This is a genomic window from Paenibacillus sp. JT31N17, assembly GCF_056269255.1.
The window spans coordinates 1,447,402-1,467,437 of record NZ_JBWDNP010000001.1 but is presented as its reverse complement, the minus strand read 5'-3'; the positions used below and the strand labels follow the sequence as shown (position 1 = coordinate 1,467,437).

Below are 20,036 nucleotides of genomic sequence, written 5' to 3'. Positions count from 1 at the left end.
ATAATACCATCTGCGACTAGAAATGAAAGGTTATATTTTCAATGTCTGCGTTATCCACGACTATACCTTCAATCTCAATCGCGTTTATACTGATTTCGGGATCGCGGCTTATGATATTTAATAGGGTTAAATAGTCCTTTGCCATTTTCTCCACCGTTTCTCTTACAAACAGCTTGCTGGCATACTCGAATTCAAAAAAGATTCGGTCTTCACCGGTTTCCGCAAATAACGATAGATCAAACTTGGAGCTGCTCTTCCTGTAATTTACGGGAGTCAAAATGATCTTCCCGATCCTATGCTCCTTGCCCGGACTATCCTGAAGCGCCAGCATGGTGCTGAATATCGGATTTCGACCCGGATCCCTCTTGATCTTTAATTTGTCCAGAAGCATATCAAACTGATAATCCTGATGTTCATAGGCTTCAAGCAGGTTTTCCTTCACCTCCGCAAGCAGCGCGGCAAAGGAGCGGTCTCCTCTTGGACGACTTCTTATGGCAAGCGTATTGACGAACATGCCGATAATATTTTGCAGATCCGAATGCGTCCGGCCCAGCACCGGCGATCCCACGATAATATCCTGCTGTGAGGCATACCTGGATAATAGCGTGCTGTAAGCTGCCAGCAAGACCATATAAAGCGTTGCGCCTGTTTCCAGACATAGCGTGCTCAACTGTTCCTTCAATGCATTCCCTGTTTCAAAAATGATGCTTTCCCCTTCGAAACTTTGCATAGCCGGTCTGGGGAAATCCGTGGGCAAATTCAGAACGGGAAGGTCTCCGGAAAGCATATCCGACCAATATTCCTCCTGCCGTCTTGCCGCCTCCGTCCCCAAAAACCGATTCTGCCACGCCGCATAATCCTTATACTGAACACGGATCTCCGGCAGCGGCTCGCCTTGATATAACCTCGCGAACTCCTGCACCAGAATGCCGACGGAATACCCGTCCGAAATGATATGATGCATGTCGGTTAACAGCAAATGCCGATCCTGGCTCAAACGGATAACCCCGACTCTGAGCAGAGGTGGCTTGGTTAAATCAAAAGGCCGGATAAATGCGTCGATGTTATGGATCAGCTCGTCGCTCCAGCCATCCGCGGGATTGGAACTCCAATCATCCCCAGATTCCGTATAGCGGATGTCCACCTCCGCGTGCATGTGTATCCGCTGCACGGGTTCGCCGTCCACGATATCAAACGAAGTCCTGAACGCTTCATGCCTCTTCACGATTTCACTAAACGCTTTCTCCAATCTCACCGGATCGATTTCGCCTTCCAACAGCGTTGCCCTCGGCATATTGTAGCTTGTCCCGATTCCTTCGATCTGATGGAGCGCGTAAAATCTCCTCTGAGCGGATGAAAGCTCGTAATAATCACCGGTCTTTATCGGCTCCAGCGACGAATGGATGTTTACCGGCGCCATTCTCATATATTCTCTCATCCCTCTGATTGTCGGGGATCTGAAGATCTCCCGGAGCGGAATGTCCACATGGAACGCTTTATGCATTTCAGCCGCGAGCAGCATCGCACTAAGCGAGTGACCGCCCAGTTCGAAGAACGAATCCTGCACGCCGACCTTGTCCTGTGCGAGGACCTTTTCCCAGATTTCAGCCATTTTGCGTTCAACCGGATCCGCCGGCATTTCGTACTCGACCGTCATGACGGCCGCATCGGATGGTTCGGGAAGAGCCTTGAAATCGATTTTGCCGTTCGGCGTCAACGGAATCTGCTTCAACTTCATCATTCGTTGCGGGATCATATAGTAGGGAAGCCTGTTTGATGCATATTGTCTTAATTCCAATGAGTCTGCGCCTTCTTTCAACACAAGATAGGCGTACAGACTATGGTTGAAATTCCCGTCCCTTCGGGCGGTCACGACTGCATCAATCACTGAATCATGCCGGCGCAATATCGAGGCCACTTCCTCCGGTTCCACCCGGAACCCGCGTATTTTCAACTGGCTGTCCGTTCTTCCCAGAAATTCGATCTCTCCGTCAGCCGTGAGTCTGCCCAAGTCTCCGGTTTTATACAATCTGATGGTCCCGCTGCCGAATGAAGCCTCTACGAATTTTTCGGCATTCTGTTCATTTAGATTCAAATAGCCTTCGGTCAATCCCTCCCCGGAAATACAGATTTCGCCGGCAACCCCGATGGGGACAAGCTTCAGCCGCGAATCCAGCAGGTGCACGCTAATATTGTCGACCGGCCTTCCGATGACGGTTTTCTTCGCGTAGGAATCGGGATTGTCGAAACGGACCGTATGGGTTATGGCTCCGATGGTCGCCTCCGTAGGCCCGTAATGATTGATGACCCTCGCGCCAGGATGCAAGTGGTGGAACCTGCCGATATCGGCAGGCTTGATCTCTTCTCCCCCAAGCACTACCAATCTCAATTCCTCAAGTTTCCGGTTCTCCCCGATTGACGGACTGTTGATCATAAGGCCAAACAAGGAAGGTGTGAGCTTGATATAACTGATTCTATGAGCTGTCAAATACGCCAGCAGCTTCTCGGGAACGACATACATATCCTTTGAAGCCAGATGCAGCTCACATCCGTTAAGAAGCGAAGAATACAAGCTTGTATAGCCCAAATCAAAGGCGAAGGACGATAGCAGCATCGTTCTGTCGCCAGGCTCCAGCGCCGCTGTTCGGGCGAACCACGAGCTGTAGTTGACCAGGCTTCGATGTTTGACGGGAACACCCTTAGGAATACCTGTCGTGCCGGATGTATAAATGATATATACCGGATCTTTGGATGTGCCATAATCCGCAGGATTCGCAGCATCGCCGGGGACTAATCGTTCATAATCAAGCGGCATGACTTCGCCCGGATAATCGGCAGCCGCCGATAAATGCGGTTGAACGAGAAGCGCGATAGCCCCGCTGTCCTCAAGCATATAACGGATACGTTCCCCCGGAAATTCGGAATCTATGGGAAGATAAGCCGCGCCGCTCTTGACGACGCCCCATATTCCGATAATCATTTCGAGCGAAGGCTCCGCCAATATTCCGATTACCGTCTCCGGCCCTGCTCCCATCCCGATCAAGCGCTTGGCCAATTGATTCGCTTTCTCGTTCAATTCCTTAAAGGTCATTGATCTTGGGCCGGATACAACCGCAGTACGGTGAGGATGCTTCTGGGCTTGTTCCTCGAAAAGCTGCTTGATCGTTTTTTGATCCGGGAACGGCATCCTCGTCCTGTTGAAATCGGTCAGCAGCATCTTCTTCTCTTCTGCGGATAGGAGATCGATTTCTCCCAGAGGAACTGTCCTGTCTTCCGCAATGATTTCAAGAATCCTGACCAGGTGTCCGGCCATCCTGACGATCGTTTCCTGATTGAACAGACTTGTGCTGTATTCCAAAACAAAGCGGAGACCGCCTTCGCGCTCGGTCACTTTCAGCTCCAGATCGAATTTGGCCGTGTGACTATTATATTCGAATGGAATAATTTCAAAATCGTCCACCTGCGCCTTGGCCATATCCACATTCTCAAAAGCAAACATCACATCAAACAAAGGATGACGGTTCAGATCCCTTGCGGGCTGAAGCTTCTCAACCAGCATTTCGAACGGGTACTCCTGATTTTCGAGCGCCTCGAGCGATCGCTCCGCCACTTCCTTCACGAAGGCCTCCAACGTTTTGCCGGGATCAGGGAAATTACGCACCGCAAGCGTATTGACGAACATCCCGACGATATGTTCCAACTCGGCATGCCGCCTCCCCGCCACGGGACTTCCCACTACGATATCTTCCTGCCCGGTGTACTTAAGCAATAGAACATTAAAGGCTGCCAGCAGCACGGCATACAGCGTAACGCCTTGCCCGCGGGCGATTCGATTCAATTCCGAGGTCAAGGAATGGTTCAATTCAAATTCAAGCTGATCACCCTCGAATATCCGCGTGTCCGGTCTGGGCCGATCGGTCGGCAAATCCAGCAGCGGAATTTCCGATGGGAATGTGCGGAGCCAGTAGTCCTCCTGCTTTTTCATCCTATCGGAAACCAGCCGCTGATTTTGCCATTCGGAAAAGTCTTTATACTGGATTCTTGGCTCCGGCAGGGTTTCCCCTTCGTACAAGCGGACAAACTCCCGGATCAGAATGGCGATTGACTGTCCATCCGATATCATATGATGCATATCATACATAAGCAGAGATTTGGAGGCAGACACTTCGACAATCGCGGCTCGAAATAATGGCGCCTGTTCCAGCTCGAATGGTAGTATAAATTGTTCAAGCAGCCGTTCAAGACTGCTTTCTTCGGCGTGCAGATGCCGGATCTCCAATGGCGCATTCCGATGCACGATTTGGTAGATTCGTCCCTCTTCCTCCATAAAGGAGGTTCGCAGCATTTCATGCCGCCTGACCAGGGCTTTGAACGCCCGTTCCAGCCGCGGCACATCGATCCGGCCACTCAGCAGCACTGCTCCCGGAATATTATAATTGGTGCTTGCACCAGCCAGACGGCTTACGATAAACAGCCTTCTCTGGGCAGCCGACACCTCATAGCGCGCCTTCTCAGCTGCCGGCCCGATCGACAGATACGCGTTCTTGTCCATCGTTTCTTCGATCAGCACTGAAAGCTGTTTGATTGTAGGAGCTTCGAATACGTGGACCAGTGGAAGCTCCACTTCAAACTCGCGGTGGATTTCGGAAATCAGCGTAATCGCCTTTAGGGATTGGCCGCCGATCTCGAAAAAATGATGATTGATTCCCACAGTGCCGGTTCCCAATATTTTTTCCCAAATGGATACAAGCCTGGTCTGGATATTATTGGCCGGAGCCTCATATTCCGCCATAGGGTTCATCACGATTTCCATACCCGCGAGCGCCTTGCGGTCGATTTTCCCGTTTGGATTCAGCGGAAGCCGATCCATCGGAATGAAATACGCGGGGATCATATAAGCCGGGAGCAAATGGTTCAGAAATTCTCTTATGCCCGACGGCTCGTTCGTCATCGGATCGGAAGCCACATAGAACGCAGCAAGATCATGCTCTGTCGTAGCCCGCGATTTCACAACGACTACGGCATCTTTTACGAGGCTGCAGCGGTTCAATATACTTTCGATCTCGCCGATGTCGATGCGATGTCCGCGGATTTTGGTTTGCTCATCCTTCCGCCCCAGCACCTCGATATTACCGTCGCCAAGCCGCCTGCCCAGATCTCCCGTAAGGTAAAGACGGTCGCCGTAACCGTCGAAGAACGGGTCTTTTATAAACTTTTCATTCGTGAGCTCCGGTTTATTCAAGTAACCCCGGGCCAGCGGAATGCCGCCGATACCTATTTCGCCTTTAACTCCCACCGGAAGCAGCCGCATGTCTTCGTCAACAATGTAAATGCGCCGATTTGCAAGAGGCTTGCCGACGGGAATGCATGTCAAATCCGCACTCTTGCTGCCCTCTCCGGAAACGGGGTACAGCGTGCTGGTCATCGCTGTCTCCGCAGGTCCGTAGGCATTGAGAAGAAGAATATTAGTGAGCGGGAGTTTCTCCCAAAGTGCGACCTTCTCCGGAAGCATCCGTTCCCCGCCGACGATGACAAGCCTGAGCCCGCCGCCCGGAACCGTGTCAGGCTCAATATGCCACTGCTGTACAACTTCGTTCCAGTAGGAGGTCGGGAGATTCGTAACCGTAAGCCCATACTCCTTGCATTTTTGCGAAAACTGCCGCGGTGTCCACATCCTGTTGTCCCGCAGCACCAGAGCGGCGCCCGCTGCCAATGTCGTTAGAACCTGTTCAAGCGAAATATCAAAACCGATTGAAGAAAACTGGAGGACACGGTCCTCCGGAGTGAGCCGGTAACGACCGATCAAATCTATAGAGTGGCTTACAACCGCTTCATGCGGCATCATGACGCCCTTAGGCCTTCCGGTTGAGCCGGAAGTATAGATGACATAGGCCAGATTCCCGGGACCCACCCCGGAAGCCGGCTTATCTGCCGGTTCCTGCAGCAAAGCGTCCCATTCCCTATCCAGGCATACGGTACGACCCTCAGGGTTGCGGACCTTCGCTTCAAGGCTTGATTCGGTAAGCAGGACAGGCACCCGGGCATCTTCCAGCATCAAGTCGACTCTCTCGCCCGGATAATCGGCATCAATGGGAAGAAAGGCGCCGCCCGCCTTCAAAATACCCATGATTCCTACGACCAGATTGATCGATCTTTCCACGAACAACCCTACCGGCACTTCCGGCCCGATACCCCATTTGATAAGCTTATGAGCCAGCCGGTTCGAGAGGATGTCCAGCTCGACGTATGTCAGCCGCTCATCCTCGCATATAACCGCCGTATGGCCGGGACGCAGCTTCACCTGGGCTTCGAACAGGTCATTGAAGCTTTGATCTTTGGGAACATTCATGGAGACATCGCTGCCGCCGGTAATCTGCCACAGCTCGTCACCGGATAACATTGAAATCTCGCCAGTCGTGCGGCCTTCGCCTTCCAGTAATCCCTGGATTATGTTGATTAAATGCCCGAGCATCCGATGTGCCGTGTCGTCTGCCAGATAACGATAATCAAATAAGAGATTGAAATGCAGCTCAGGCTGCAAATTGCAATAAACAGTCAGAGGATAATCCATCTGCTCCTCTACCCTCATGGATTGCACCTTCAAGGAGCCCAGACCGTCCTTCAGCGTTATGTCGAAGGGATAATTTTCGATGATGACGATGCTTTCATACAGATCATATAAGGCTGAATTCCTCGGCACATCGCTCCAGCTGCGAATATCGGACAGAGGCGTGTATTCGAATTGACGCATTTCAACGCTGCTCCGCTGTATGTCCTGCAGCCAGGGGATCGTTTCATAACCCGCATCCGCGAATACACGAAAAGGCAGTGTATTCATGAAGCAGCCGATGATGGAAGCCGAACCGGCCAGCTCAGTCGGACGTCCCGACGACGTGGCGCCAAATACAATATCTTTCTCCCCGGAGTAGCGGTTTAATAGAATCGCCCAAGCTCCCTGTATGATCGTATTTAATGTGAGCCGGTGCTTCCTGGAAAAATCCCGCAGAGCTTCCTGCATAGCCGGCTGTACCTCATACACGGCTTTGCCGAATGCCGGCGTCTGTTCTGCTGCGATCTTGGCAGCTGCGGGAAAAAGGCCGGCAAAATGTATAGGCGTTTTAAATCCCTTTAACGTCCGCTTCCAATAGTGCTCGGCCTGCTCCAAATTTTGTGCGCGGTACCATTTGATATATTCCTTGAATGGCAGCGCCTCGTTCATTGCGGGTTCAAGACCGGAGGAATAAGCCTCATACAACGTTCCGATCTCGCTCAGAAGAATGCCGATGCACCATCCGTCAAGCTGAAGATGATGATGCGTCCATATCACCTCATAGGCGGACTTCTCCCATTGCACCACCAGAATTCTCATAAGCGGCGGCTTGGAAAGATCAAATCCTCTTCTGCGGTCTTCTTCGATAAGCCGTTCCATTCTGGTACGTCTCCCGGATTCCGGAACGCCCGTCCAATCCAGGACTTCAAATGGAATATTGATGTCATGATGGATAATCTGTACGGGCTCCTCTAATCCCTCCCAATGGTAGGAAGCCCTCAGGCTTTCATGCCGGTTCAGGACCGTTTGCCATACCTTCTCAAAGGCCCCGATATTCAATCCGGTATGAATCGAGTATATGGTTTGCTCCACCGTCACGGATGAACCCGGAGAATACACATGGTGAAAAATCATGCTTTGCTGCACGGGCGAGAGCGTATAAATGTCTTCCACATTCCGGTACTGCCCAGCCCATTCATCCAGCTTGTTTTGTCCAACCGGCGCAAGAGGGAAATCCGACGGCGTAAATTGACGCGTTTGCTCCGCCTTGCAGATCAAGATGATGCTCCTCAAATGGCGAACAAGATCCTCCGCCAGCTGCCGGATGGTCTCCGGCAGATGAATACGTGTGCCATACTTCCAGTCGATGGTCAGCACACCGCCTGCAATCATCGCGTCGATATCAATCAAATGGCTCCGGATTCCCTTCAAATCCCGGGCATTTCCCGTATTTACGTCAGCCAACTTAAATAATCCGCTCTTCTTCAATACCTGGTCGAACTGTCCCAAATAGTTGAAGCTGATTTGCGCCCTCGGCTTGGATGCGATCGTCTCGCGGATGCCGTCCTCCGCCAGATAATATAAAATTTCATACCCGATTCCCCCCCCAGGGATGCTCCGATACCGTTCCTTCACCTGCTTGATCAGACTGCCAAGCATTTCGCCGGATTCCGCATCTCCGACTGTATCTCCCAGGACGATCGGATATACCGAGGTGAACCAGCCGACGGTCCGGGAAACATCATGCTCCTCCAGCAGCTTCTCTCTGCCATGGCCCTCCAGATCGATAAGCGCCGCCCCGGACCAGTCCCTTAACGTGCAGGAAAGCGCGGCAAGCAGAATATCGTCTATTCGAGTCCGGAACGGTACGTGAATATCATGCAGCAGGCTGTCCGTTTCTTCCTTCGACAGAGTAACGGATATCGTATCGGCGGCCTCCTCCGTATTGAGTCCATGGTCCAGATCGCTAGGTATCGGATTTATGGAAGATGGGATAACGCTTTGCCAATAAGACTGTTCACCCTTTAATTTGTCCGATTTCGCGTATTCGCGTATATGCGCCGACCACTTCTTAAAGGAGAGACTGCCCGGGAGCAGCTTCACAGACTCACCCTTTTCAAGCTGTTTACAGCCATCCTGAAGGTCCTGGGTTATCACACGCCACGAGTAACCATCCACAACAAGATGATGTGCGGTGATAAACAATCTCCCGCTGTTTTCTTTCCCAAACTGGAAATATGCCGCTCTGATCAACGGTCCTTCCGTAATGTTCAAGCTGCGCTGAAGCAGGGAACAGGTCTCCTTCATTTTTTCTTCGCGCTGCCATGGTGAAATACCGGACATCTCAAATATTTCAAACGATCCTTCGCCCTCCGCATCCGAATAAGTCTGGATCCACTCCCCGCCGCGTTTCAGAAACCGAAGCCGGAAGCTGTCATGAGCACGGACCAGGTTCTGAAAGCTCTGCTTCAACCATTCAGGATTCATACCGGGGCGGGTTTCAAGCAGCAGCGCTTGATTCCAATGATGTACATTTTCCAAATTCTGCTCAAAAAACCACATCTGAATAGGCGTAAGCGGAACTTCTCCCGTCTCCGGCGTTTCTGCCGCCTTTTCTGCCCTGACCTCCAGTTGTTCAGCCTCGTTTGCGAGCTCGGCGATCGTCTGGTGCTGAAAGATTTGGCTTACCGTGATCGGAATCCCCGCTTGCATCGCTTTCCCGGCAATCTGAATGCTCAGAATGGAATCCCCGCCCAATTCGAAAAAATTATCGTTAATGCCGACTGCGCCCTTATCGATTCCCAGCACGGAAGTCCATATGTCTGCCAGCACTTCCTCTGTTTTGCTGCGGGGAGCCGCAAACTCATTTCCGGTAATCGCTGCGGGAGCAGGCAAAGCCTTCCGGTCAATTTTCCCTATGGATGTCAGCGGCAATTTTTCCAGTCTGACAAAGCTGGAAGGCACCATATAATCCGGCAATTCCGCCGACAGGAATTCCCTCAGATGCCTGGTCTCCAATGGGATATTTGCGACTATATAAGCGCAAATCGTTTTTTTACCCTCATGATTGTCCAGATCGATCACGACGGCATCCCGAATTTGATCATGCTGCAGCAACCGGTTCTGAATTTCACCAAGCTCAATCCGGTGGCCTCTGATCTTCACCTGGTGGTCCGCTCTTCCGATCAATTCCACTTCCCCGTCAGGAAGCCATCGTCCTATATCGCCTGTTCGGTACATTCTTTCATCCGGCATGAACGGATCATTCATGAATTTCTCGGCCGTAAGCTCAGGCATGTTCAAATACCCTCTGGCCACCCCGGCTCCGGCGATATACAGCTCGCCGGCAATGCCGATCGGGGCAAGATTACGGTCACGGTCAAGAATATAGCATCGCGCATTGGCAATCGGTTTGCCAAGCGTTACTTTGCCTGCCGAGCATAACGAAGATAAGGCGTCTACTGTCGTTTCCGTTGGCCCGTAGTTGTTATACAGCACATAGCCATTTCCGACCAGCTCATCCTTTAACGAATCGTCAAGCCTTTCGCCGCCTGATATGATGATGCGCAAACTGTTTAATTTCCGCTTGCTGCTCATTAATTGTTTCAATAACGTCGGGATCAGGTTAATAATGTGGATTTGATGCCGGTCCACATAATCGCAAAACTGCTCGCGGTCCAGAATTACGTTTTGCCCTGCGATATGCATTGCAGCTCCATGAAGCAGGGTTCCGAAAAATTCTTGTATGCTGGGATCGAATATATAATTCGTCATTTGCAGGACATTCGTAGTGCTATCTATCCCATACGTTCCGGCAAACCACTGGATATGGCTGACGACGCTTTTGTTCTCCACCATGACGCCCTTTGGCTTCCCTGTCGTTCCGGACGTATAAAATACGGCGAACAGTCCATCCGGGTCCGGATCTCTAACCGGGCTGAATGTCTGGCCTGAATATAACCGTTGATCGTCCAGCAGCACGATGCATTCGGCCGGAAGATCCGCTGCCAAGCGGCCGCTTTTATCGAGCGGCTCTTGATGGGCAAGCAGCAGCCTGGCGCCGCTATCCTGCAGCATATACCTCTTCCGCGATTCGGGAAATGCCGGATCCACCGGCAGGTACGCGGCTCCCGCTTTCAGCACGGCGATAATGCCGGCAATCATTTCGACCGACCGTTCTGCCATGATAGCGACGATTTCCCCGAACCTAACGCCTCTGCCGGTCAACTCATGCGCCATGCTGTTCGACATCGCATCCAGCTCTTGATACGTGACCGTTCTCCCGTCGCACACGACAGCGATATGGTCAGGCGTTCTTACCGCCTGCCGTTCGAACAAGCGGCTGACCGCCGCATGATCCGGGAAAGCTGTCCGGGTATTGTTGAATTCGTACAGGATTCGCTTTCTCTCTTCGGCGGATATGATTTCAATTTGGTCCACCCTTTTGCCGGGTGTCCGGATCACATCCTTCATAATTGCGGCAAAATGCTCCGCCAGCCTGATGACCGAAGACGAGCCGAGTACCTGTTCATTGCAGCTGAAGCAAACCTCAATATCGTCATCAATGGTCACGCTTATCGTTAAATCATAATTCGTCATTTCAAACGCGGAGTACGAGCTGAAGGCAATTTCGCCTTGTTTGCTCGTGACGGTCCGGTCCAAAGGATAATTTTCAAAAACGACGATCGTATCGAACAGCTCTGCCTGGCCATCTAATCCGCTGTATCGTTTGATATCCGCGAGAGGGGTGTGCTCATGCTCATCCCTGCTCTGTAATGACAGGTGCACCTTTCTTATCAGATCTATGGCCGACTCATCCGGAGTGCGGGTTACCCGGAGCGGGATCGTATTGATGAACAGCCCGACAATCTCCTCAATGCCCTGAAACCATGCGGATCTTCCGGATACGGTCGTGCCGAACACGATATCGTCTTCATTCACATTTTTTTGCAGTACGATTCCCCAGACGCCGTAGATCAGAGAGGCCAGCGTCACTTCATTTTGTCTTGCAAACCGCTCCAGCTCGTCTTTCGAAAATCGGATACGATGATGAACGTCTCTCCGTTCTTCGGGGCGCTTGATGATTTCGGATGTCAGCCTTGTTTGCGAGTCAAACCCATCAAATACACCCTGCCAAAACCGCTTTTGCTGCTCTTTATCCTGATTTTGAATGATTTTGACAAAATCCTTATACCTTTTCTTATTCGGGCGTACGACGTTCTCCGAGCGGCTTAACCCCCGGTATGCTTCCATAAATTGTTTTAACAGGAGTCCGCTGCTCCAGCCGTCAAATAAAATATGATGGCTGCTTAGGATCATTTCATGCTTCTCTTCCTCCAGCCGGCATAACGCGATCCTGAACGGGACCTTCCGGAGATCAAACTTCTTCTCCCTGTCCTTTGTTTTGATGTCATCGAGCTGCAAGCGCTTGTCGTCCTCATTCCGATCCTGGAGGTTGTGGAGCTCCAGCTGCAAGGGATGCTGTTTCAAAATGATTTGTACAGGGGCTTTGACGTTTTCCCAACGAAACAGCGTACGCAGCATTTCATTGGTTTGGATGACGCTCTCCCATGCTTCCGCAAAATGCGCCTCATTCACCTTGCCCGAAATTTCCAGACACAGCTGCTCGAAATACTCGTCGCTCAGGGGATCTTTTAAGTAATGAAACAAGATTCCTTCCTGCATCGGGGTTAATCCAACGATGTCTTCGACATGCTGTCGATCCAGTTTCGCCATAACGTAAGCTCCTCCTATCTCGCTTGTGCAGCAGAACCTGCAAGAGTATGGTTCATTTGTAGTTCTTCTACGATTTCTCCTCTTTCCATCTTGATCAGCTTGTCTGCCATATGAAAATAACGGTCGTCGTGGGTAATGGCAATGACGCACTTCCCTTTGGATTTGAACTGCGGCAATAATTCCGTATAGAAGAATTGTCTGAACTCCGGATCCTGGTCGGCCGCCCACTCGTCAAACAGGCAGATCGGCTTGTCCTCCAGATAGTTGATTAATAATGCCAGTCGCTTTCTTTGACCTGTCGAAAGCTTCGTCGTACTGAACTCCCCGTCTTGAATTTGCAGCTTCTCGTCGATGCGCAGCAGTTTCAAATAGGTATCGATCTCATCCTCTTTGGACGCGCAATCGATGCCGTATATTTTGGTGAACAGGTAGTAGTCGCTGAAAATGGCAGAGTAGAGTTCCCCCAGCTCCTCCTGGCCGATGACTTGGTTGTTGACGAATATTTCACCCTTCTCGCACGCGTACAATCCTGTAATCAGTTTCGCAAGCGTTGATTTGCCGCTTCCGTTCCCTCCTGTAATAAAAACGATCTCGCCGGAATGAAATTTGCAGTCGATCGGTCCGACCCGAAAGGACTCGCCATTCTCGCCGCGGTATTCGTATTCCACGTCCTTCAGTTCAATTTGCAAGCCGCCGGATTGCCCAACCTCTTTTTCTGTCTTCTCCTTGCCGGCTTCAATCTCCGTCAAATGCGCGATAAACGCTTTGATCCGCTTCCAGCTGATCCGCAGCTGTACGGCATGCGGAATCGCATTAAGAATGCTGTTGACCGGCCCTGTCATGTAGAGGAATACGAACACATAGTTTCGCAGAGAATGGCTCTGCACCTGCTCGAACAGAATGGGAAACAAGAACGTGACCGCCCCGATCACAAGCGTGAACAACAATTCGCCGATAATAAATACATTGGCGAACTTCAGCCCGCCCCGGATCCGCTTGTCCTTGTAATCGCCGATGCTTTCCTGCATATCCGCTCTGAAATGCTCCCGTTTAGACGCCCCCAGCCTGAGTTCCTTATAGCCTCCGGTAAGATCGTTGATATATCGGAAGAAGGTATTTTGAATGTTTCTCGTTTGCTCCCACAGCTTATTGGCCGACCTTCCTGCCACATAATATAAGCCTGCCGCGGCGAGCATGACGGCAATGGAAATCAGCAATCCGTAGACATTCAGAATTCCCAGATAGACCAGACAGCACAGCAGCGTTATCGAATCCGTCAGCCCGGTAATAAGAGTAGCCGCGTGGTTGCTGATGGCTTCTGTATCATTATTTAACGTGGTTTGAATCTTTTCGCTCTCGAGACGCTCGATTTTCTCATAGGGGGTATTCAAAATTTTGTCCAGCAGCTCGATCCTTTTATCAGCGATCAAATTATTCGTAAGCGTGATGAGCCTGGTCCGCACGAACTTCTGTCCCATCACGTAAATGACAATGCCCAGTGCAAAATATAAAAACAGTCCGCTTCCGGAATTCTCCGTCCGGTTTAACGCTTCATTGACGATGAAGATGATCATCGCATTGCCGAAGCCGCTGGCGATGCTCAATAGGATGAGGGGAAAAAAATTCCTGTCCCTGCGTTCCGGAAAAACGGATACCAGCGTCAGGTATATGCAGAAAAGGATGATGGCGGCCATGACCGCGCCAATCGCAATAATCAAGCTCGCAGGCGCCCACACCTTGACGAAATCCCAGGAAAGCCCGGAAAATAATACATCGGGAATTTGATATAGGCAATATCCCGATACCAGGATAAATGCGAGCGAAGCCAGCGGAATCCCTATACGCCTGGCTGCATGCTTCTCCAGCCTTCTTTTTTTCTTGGAAATCCGGGCTGCGGACAGAACAATAAAATACAGTGTAACAACTATCAGCGGGAGCATCAGCAGGGTGACGAAAAAAGCAAAAACATCGAGGCTTTTATACATATCCTGCGCGTTGTCCGCCGGTTTCTTTCCTTGAAGGATATCCATGATGCCTTGACCCATGACGCTTGTATAAGACGAGTTCAAATTGGCCAGTACGGCAACGCCCAGACCCTCATGGGGACGAAATACGAGGAAGGAGGAAAAGTTCGGATTGCTTCCGTCATGGGAGATTTCACCTTCCCCGCTCTGGTATACCTCCCATCCCCCCGCATAGGACGATCCGTCCGAAGAGGGAGCAACGGAGCGGTTCGGCTCATGCGTTCTTTGAACCGTGTCCTGGTCGGCCTGTTCCAGCGCGGATGCGCCCATCTGGATCCTCAGCCACTTTTCCATATCCTCCGCATTGGAGATGAAATATCCGGCCGGCGTATTGCCGCGGTACATCGGAGCATCATACTGGACAGGTCTCAAGAATCCGAGCTTGTAGCCCTCGGCCATGTCTTGCGATGCGGCCTCCTGCCTGAACAGATACGTATGATCGAGCCCAAAAGGCTTCAGGATATGGCTGTCCGCATATTGTTCAAACGATTGGTCCGTCACTTCCTGAATAATCAGGCCCAAAATATCGTAATTGATCGTCGCGTATTCAAATTGTTCTCCCGGGTAGGACGCAAGAGGGTGATTCAGCAACGTTCTCACCGTTTGTTCAAGCGCATCTTCATCGTCCGTCACGGGAATGTCCTTGATCGTCTCGAACGGGATTCCGCTGCTGTGGTGCAGCAGCTGTTCCAACGTGATATCGACCACACCGTCGATGAGCTGCCCATCGTGCTCGCCCTTATACTTCATTTGGAACCAGGGCAAATATGTGCTGACCGGCTCATTCAAATCGATGACGCCTTCTCCGGCAAGCTGATAGACAGCCAGAGCCGTAAACGCCTTGCTGTTTGACCCGATTTCGAACAAGGTTTGTTCGGTTACGGACTGCTTCGTCTCCCGATTGGAATAGCCGAAGCTTTTTTTATAAACAGGTTGATCGTCCTTGACAACGACGACCGACAAGCCGGGAATTTTCCCCTCTTTTTTTTGCTTCTGAATCCATGAGTCCAGCTGGCGTTCATAGCCGTCCGGCAATTCCGCTGCCGCGCTTTCATTCGCCGCGGCAGCGGCGGGTCCGGCTATGGTTGGAACCAGCAGGAATACGACAAGGATCATCCATATGGATCTTGTTTGCATTTTAGGCATGGTCCTCTCCACTTCGAGAATCGGTTCGGCATGATTTCAATCGTTAAAAAGATGTTCGAGCTCGTCGCTCGAGAGGTCTGCCGTTTCAAAATCGGCAGGCGTAAATTCGCTGTGGTCCCTGCCGCTGCAATGATCGATGACCTCTCTCAACCGATCCATATAGGAGCGGGCAAATCGCTCTGCCGTCTCCGGTCTAAACTTGTTGCGGCTGTAGGTTATCGAAAGTTTCAGCCTGTTATTCACCGAATAAGCGACGATATCCAGCAGGCAAGACATTTCATTGCGGCCGCTGCAGTCTCTGCCGGCAGGCTCCTCCGCATATTCGAATATTCCGCTCGTAAATGAAGCGTTAAAATCGCCCAAATAATTAAACCGCACATTTTTCCCCGGATCGCCGTCCAATTCGCCGGTTATATATTTCAAGACACCATGACAAAGTCCATTGTTCGGGATCCCCCGCAATTGATCCTTCAACAGCTTGATTTGCGATGACAGATCCGTATGCGGGACTGCCAGTCTGACCGGATATAAACTCGTAAACCAGCCTACCGTTCTTGATATGTCGATATGGTCCGCGATCTCCTCGCGCCCATGTCTCTCGATTTCAACCAACACGTCGCCGGTTTTCGTATAATCCCTCATCACCAGCGCTAACGCGATGAGCATCAATTCATCGCCTTTTGTCCTGTAGGCGTCGTTTGCCTTGAACAGCAGCCGTTGTGTTTCATCCTCCGCCAACCGGTATTCTACCGTTTCGCAGTTTTCCATAGCATCCGCACCCAGGTCAAAATCGCTCCACGTTTCCGTGCCGGTTCCAACAACCTGCTCATTCCAGAAAGGCAGGCTTCTTCTCGCAGGACCCCGGCCAAACTGCTCCAATTGGGTGGCCCAGTCCTGCACCGAACATGTTTTTGGCGGGAGTACGGCAACCTTGTTATGCAGCAATTGTTCGTACACTTGGCTCATATCCTCGAAGATAATTCTCCAGGATATCCCGTCGACAGCCAGATGATGAGCGGTCATGAGCAGCCTGGTGTCCTGACCGCCAAGATGAAAAATGCAAGCCTTGATCAAAACTCCATTTTCAATGTCAAAGCTTGCTTTCAGCTTCTCCCCGATCCCCGAGATTTGAGCAGGCTGTTCGGAAACCGGATATCCCGACAAATCGACAATCCGGATTTCGCATTGTTCCGAGAGAAGGGAATCGTTATAGATCAGCTCCCCCGTCCGGGCAACATAGTTGATTCTGAAGGCATCGTGATGGCGGATGATCATATTCAGCGCCGTTTCCAGTTTATCGGGATACAGCCGGCCTTTTAATTTGAGCAGCACCGATTGCGTGTAATGGTTCATGTCCGGCAAACGCTGCGAGAAAAGCCATGATGTCGAAGGAAGCGGCTTGATCACGCCTTCGCAAGGGCTGTCTTCTCCGGCCGCCCCTCCCCCAATGGTTTCCATATATAATGCCATGTCTTCGATTACAGGGTGAGCCAATATATCCTTTACTTTGATTCTGTACCCCCCGCTCCCAAGCTTCGAGGCGATCTGGATCGCTTTGATGGAATCCCCGCCCAAATAATAGAAATTATCCTTCAGGCTCGCATCTTCTGCATTCAGAACATGTCCGACGGTATCGATTAGCAACCGTTCCATCACGTTTGCTGCTTCGCGGGCGGCCGGCTCGTTCCTTGCTGGTGCAGGCTCGGGTAAAGCAGCTTTATCGACTTTTCCGTTAATTGTCAAAGGGATGGCGTCTAACGCCATAAAATAAGCGGGAATCATATATTCCGGCATATGCTCTTTCAAGAAATTCGCCAGCCCCGGTGCGGGAATCTCTTTTTGCGCGGTGTAATAGACACAGAGATACCGGCCGCCGCTGCGATCCTCGCGGTCCATGGCAACGGCTTCTTTTACGCCTGGATGTTGGGTCATACAATGCTCGATCTCGCCCAGCTCGATGCGGTGTCCGCGTATTTTCACTTGACTGTCCGTTCTTCCCGCGTATTCGATCCTGCTTCCATCTATAAATCTGGCCAAGTCGCCCGTTTTATACATCCGCTTTCCCTGAACGAAAGGATTATCGATAAATCTCTCTTTCGTCAGCTCCGGCCTGTTCAGGTAACCCCGCGCGACTCCGTCTCCGGAGATGTACAGCTCTCCGGTTTCACCATCCGGCACCGGATTGAGCTCCGGATCCAATATATATATTTTCATATTTTGGGCAGGGATGCCGATTGGAACCGAGATTCCTTGATCCTTCCCGGCATCGAACCGGTGGATCATACATCCCACGACCGTCTCCGTCGGACCGTATTCGTTGTAGATCGTGATATGACTGCCGAAACGGTCGAGAATGCTGCTTGCGAGGCTTGTCTTTAAATCTTCGCCTCCGACGATAAAGGTTCGGATCGAACCCGTCCCGGAAACGGTATCCTTTAATAGGGAGAGATGGGAGGGTGTCAGTTTTACAATGGTTGCTATAGATTCCCGGACTATTTTATAAAGCGCATACTCATTGTCATCGGCGGGATAAATGGCAATCTGGCCGCCGCCGATGAGCGGCGTGAATATCGAGGTGACCGTCAGATCGAAAGTCAAGGAAGAATAGAATGCGAACACGTCAGTCTCACCGGAATCCGCATATACCCGCTTTGCCCAACAGATATAATTCACCAGTCCGCGATGCTCGATCATGGCGCCCTTCGGCAATCCGGTAGAACCTGACGTATATATGATATAGACCAGATCGGACGGCCCGCTAAGGTCCCCAAGGTCGGAGGCCTCCCCTGTATACAGGCTTGCCGAATTCAGCTGAATGACTTCCCCTTCGAAACGGGAAAGGTTCGATGTACGAAGCATCTCATCATCGGTCAACAGGATGGAAGTCCCCGAATCCTGCAGCATATAATGAATCCGGTCCGGCGGCAAATCGGGATCGACGGGCAAATAAGCGCCTCCCGCTTTGAGAATTGCGAGAATTCCGATGATCGTTTCCATCGAGTGTTTCGTTGACAGCCCGACGATGACTCCTCTTTTTACGCCTCTCCCGAGAAGAAATCTTGCCAATTGATTCGATTTTTCATTTAATCCCCGATAGGTTAAGGTTTGATTATTCAGACGGAGCGCGATCCGATCCGGCGTTCTTGCCGCCTGTTCCGCGAACAGCCGGTGAATCGTCTGCTCTTTCGGATAATCGAATTCGGTAGCGTTGAATTCGTACATCCGTCTATGCCAATCATCTTCAGCTACAAGGTTGAGCCCGCGTAGCTTTCGGTCGGGAAACTGTACGATTTGATCGGCCAGATGAAGCAGACTATGGTATGTCTGCTGGATCCTTTCTTCCGTATAATCCTGCAGCTTATAGTCCATATCCAGCTGGAGCTCTCCCGAGCCGGACCATTCCCGGATGATCAGCTGGAACGAATACAGCTGCTCCCCGCTGTAAAATTCTTCATTTTGGATTGGAATGCCGTCAAGATCGTTCATCAAACGGGTGTTATAATAATTGACAGAGGAATGGAATAAAGGGCCGTAGCCCTTCTTGTTCAATTCCAAATCCTGCACCAGGAGATCGAACGGATACCTCTGGTGATAATAGCATTGCGTCAACTCGCGGTTCATGTCCCCGATTAATTGACTTGCCGGCACTTCGGCATCCATACGAAAGCGAAACGGCATCGTGCTCGTAAACATCCCCACGATGCTCTTCTCTTGTTTACCCGCCCGATTCAGCAGCGGCAGTCCGACAACGAGATCATCCCGCCTGGACAGCTTATGAAGATAGATGAGATACAAGGCGACGAAGAAGCTATACAGCGAAATATTATGATCGGCGGCGAATTGTTTGATACGTTCGGTTTGCCCGCTTCGCAGCGAAAATGTTTTGCGGTTTCCTGCGCCGCATTCCAAACCGGCATTTTCTGCCGGCTCCGGCAGCGCCGAGAATTTGTCGTTCCAGAATTTCCTGTTTTTCAGCAGCCGCGCGCCCGCCAAATACGTTTGCTCCTGTTCGATGTAAGAGAGATAGGAATTTCCGTGTCGGCTGGTTGCCTCCTCGCCTTTTAAGAGCCTTGAATAAGCGCCGCAAATCTGTTCGGTCAGAAGATTCATCGACCATCCGTCCGCAACCAGATGATGCGCCTTGACGAAATAACCGTTGTCGCGGTCTCCCAATTTCAATAAAGCGAAATAAAACAAGGCGTTATCGTAGATCGGCATGTGCGCCGACGCTTCCTGACGAACCCAGACGGTAAATGGTTCTTCCGGATTCGGGTGTGCACTGAAGTCGAAAAAGTCGATAAGAAAACTTGAATCATCGCTTATATATTGCCGGACATCACCCTCCGACTCCGTAAGACGAAGCCGGATGCCCTCATTCGATTTTACAAACGAGCGGATCGCTTCCTCCAGTAAAGCGAAATCCGCCTTTCCTTTTATTCTTACTGTGCCGCCGATATTATGCATCGATTGGCCAGGGTTGATATTTTCCATATACCATATTCTTTTTTGAGGATGTGTAAGATTATAATATTCCGTACGATGCAAGATGTCTTTGCTTGTCAACTGCCGCACCTCCGAAT

General features: G+C 51.0%; 3 protein-coding genes. All 3 read right to left on the bottom strand.

The features are described 5' to 3' along the window. Positions 1-16 precede the first annotated feature (16 nt). The 3 genes from AC0YOB_RS06110 to AC0YOB_RS06100 are packed head-to-tail and all read right to left on the bottom strand — an operon-like array spanning position 17 to position 20,028. A complete protein-coding gene (locus AC0YOB_RS06110) occupies positions 17-12,286 on the bottom strand; it encodes an amino acid adenylation domain-containing protein (protein WP_475792004.1) in 12,270 nt (4,089 codons plus the stop codon). A gap of 14 nt (positions 12,287-12,300) precedes the next feature. Further along, positions 12,301-15,456, bottom strand: coding sequence for a cyclic peptide export ABC transporter (locus AC0YOB_RS06105; RefSeq protein WP_475792003.1), 3,156 nt, complete (start codon positions 15,454-15,456; stop codon positions 12,301-12,303). Positions 15,457-15,492: 36 nt separating this feature from the next. Further along, positions 15,493-20,028, bottom strand: a complete 4,536-nt coding sequence (locus AC0YOB_RS06100) for an amino acid adenylation domain-containing protein (RefSeq protein WP_475792002.1) — start codon at positions 20,026-20,028, stop codon at positions 15,493-15,495. Positions 20,029-20,036: the final 8 nt, after the last annotated feature.

What these genes read in the sequence shown, in the direction of transcription:
- AC0YOB_RS06110 (WP_475792004.1), bottom strand. Translation starts at nt 12,286, where the DNA reads ATGGCGAAACTGGATCGACAGCATGTCGAAGACATCGTTGGATTAACC.
- AC0YOB_RS06105 (WP_475792003.1), bottom strand. Translation starts at nt 15,456, where the DNA reads ATGCCTAAAATGCAAACAAGATCCATATGGATGATCCTTGTCGTATTC.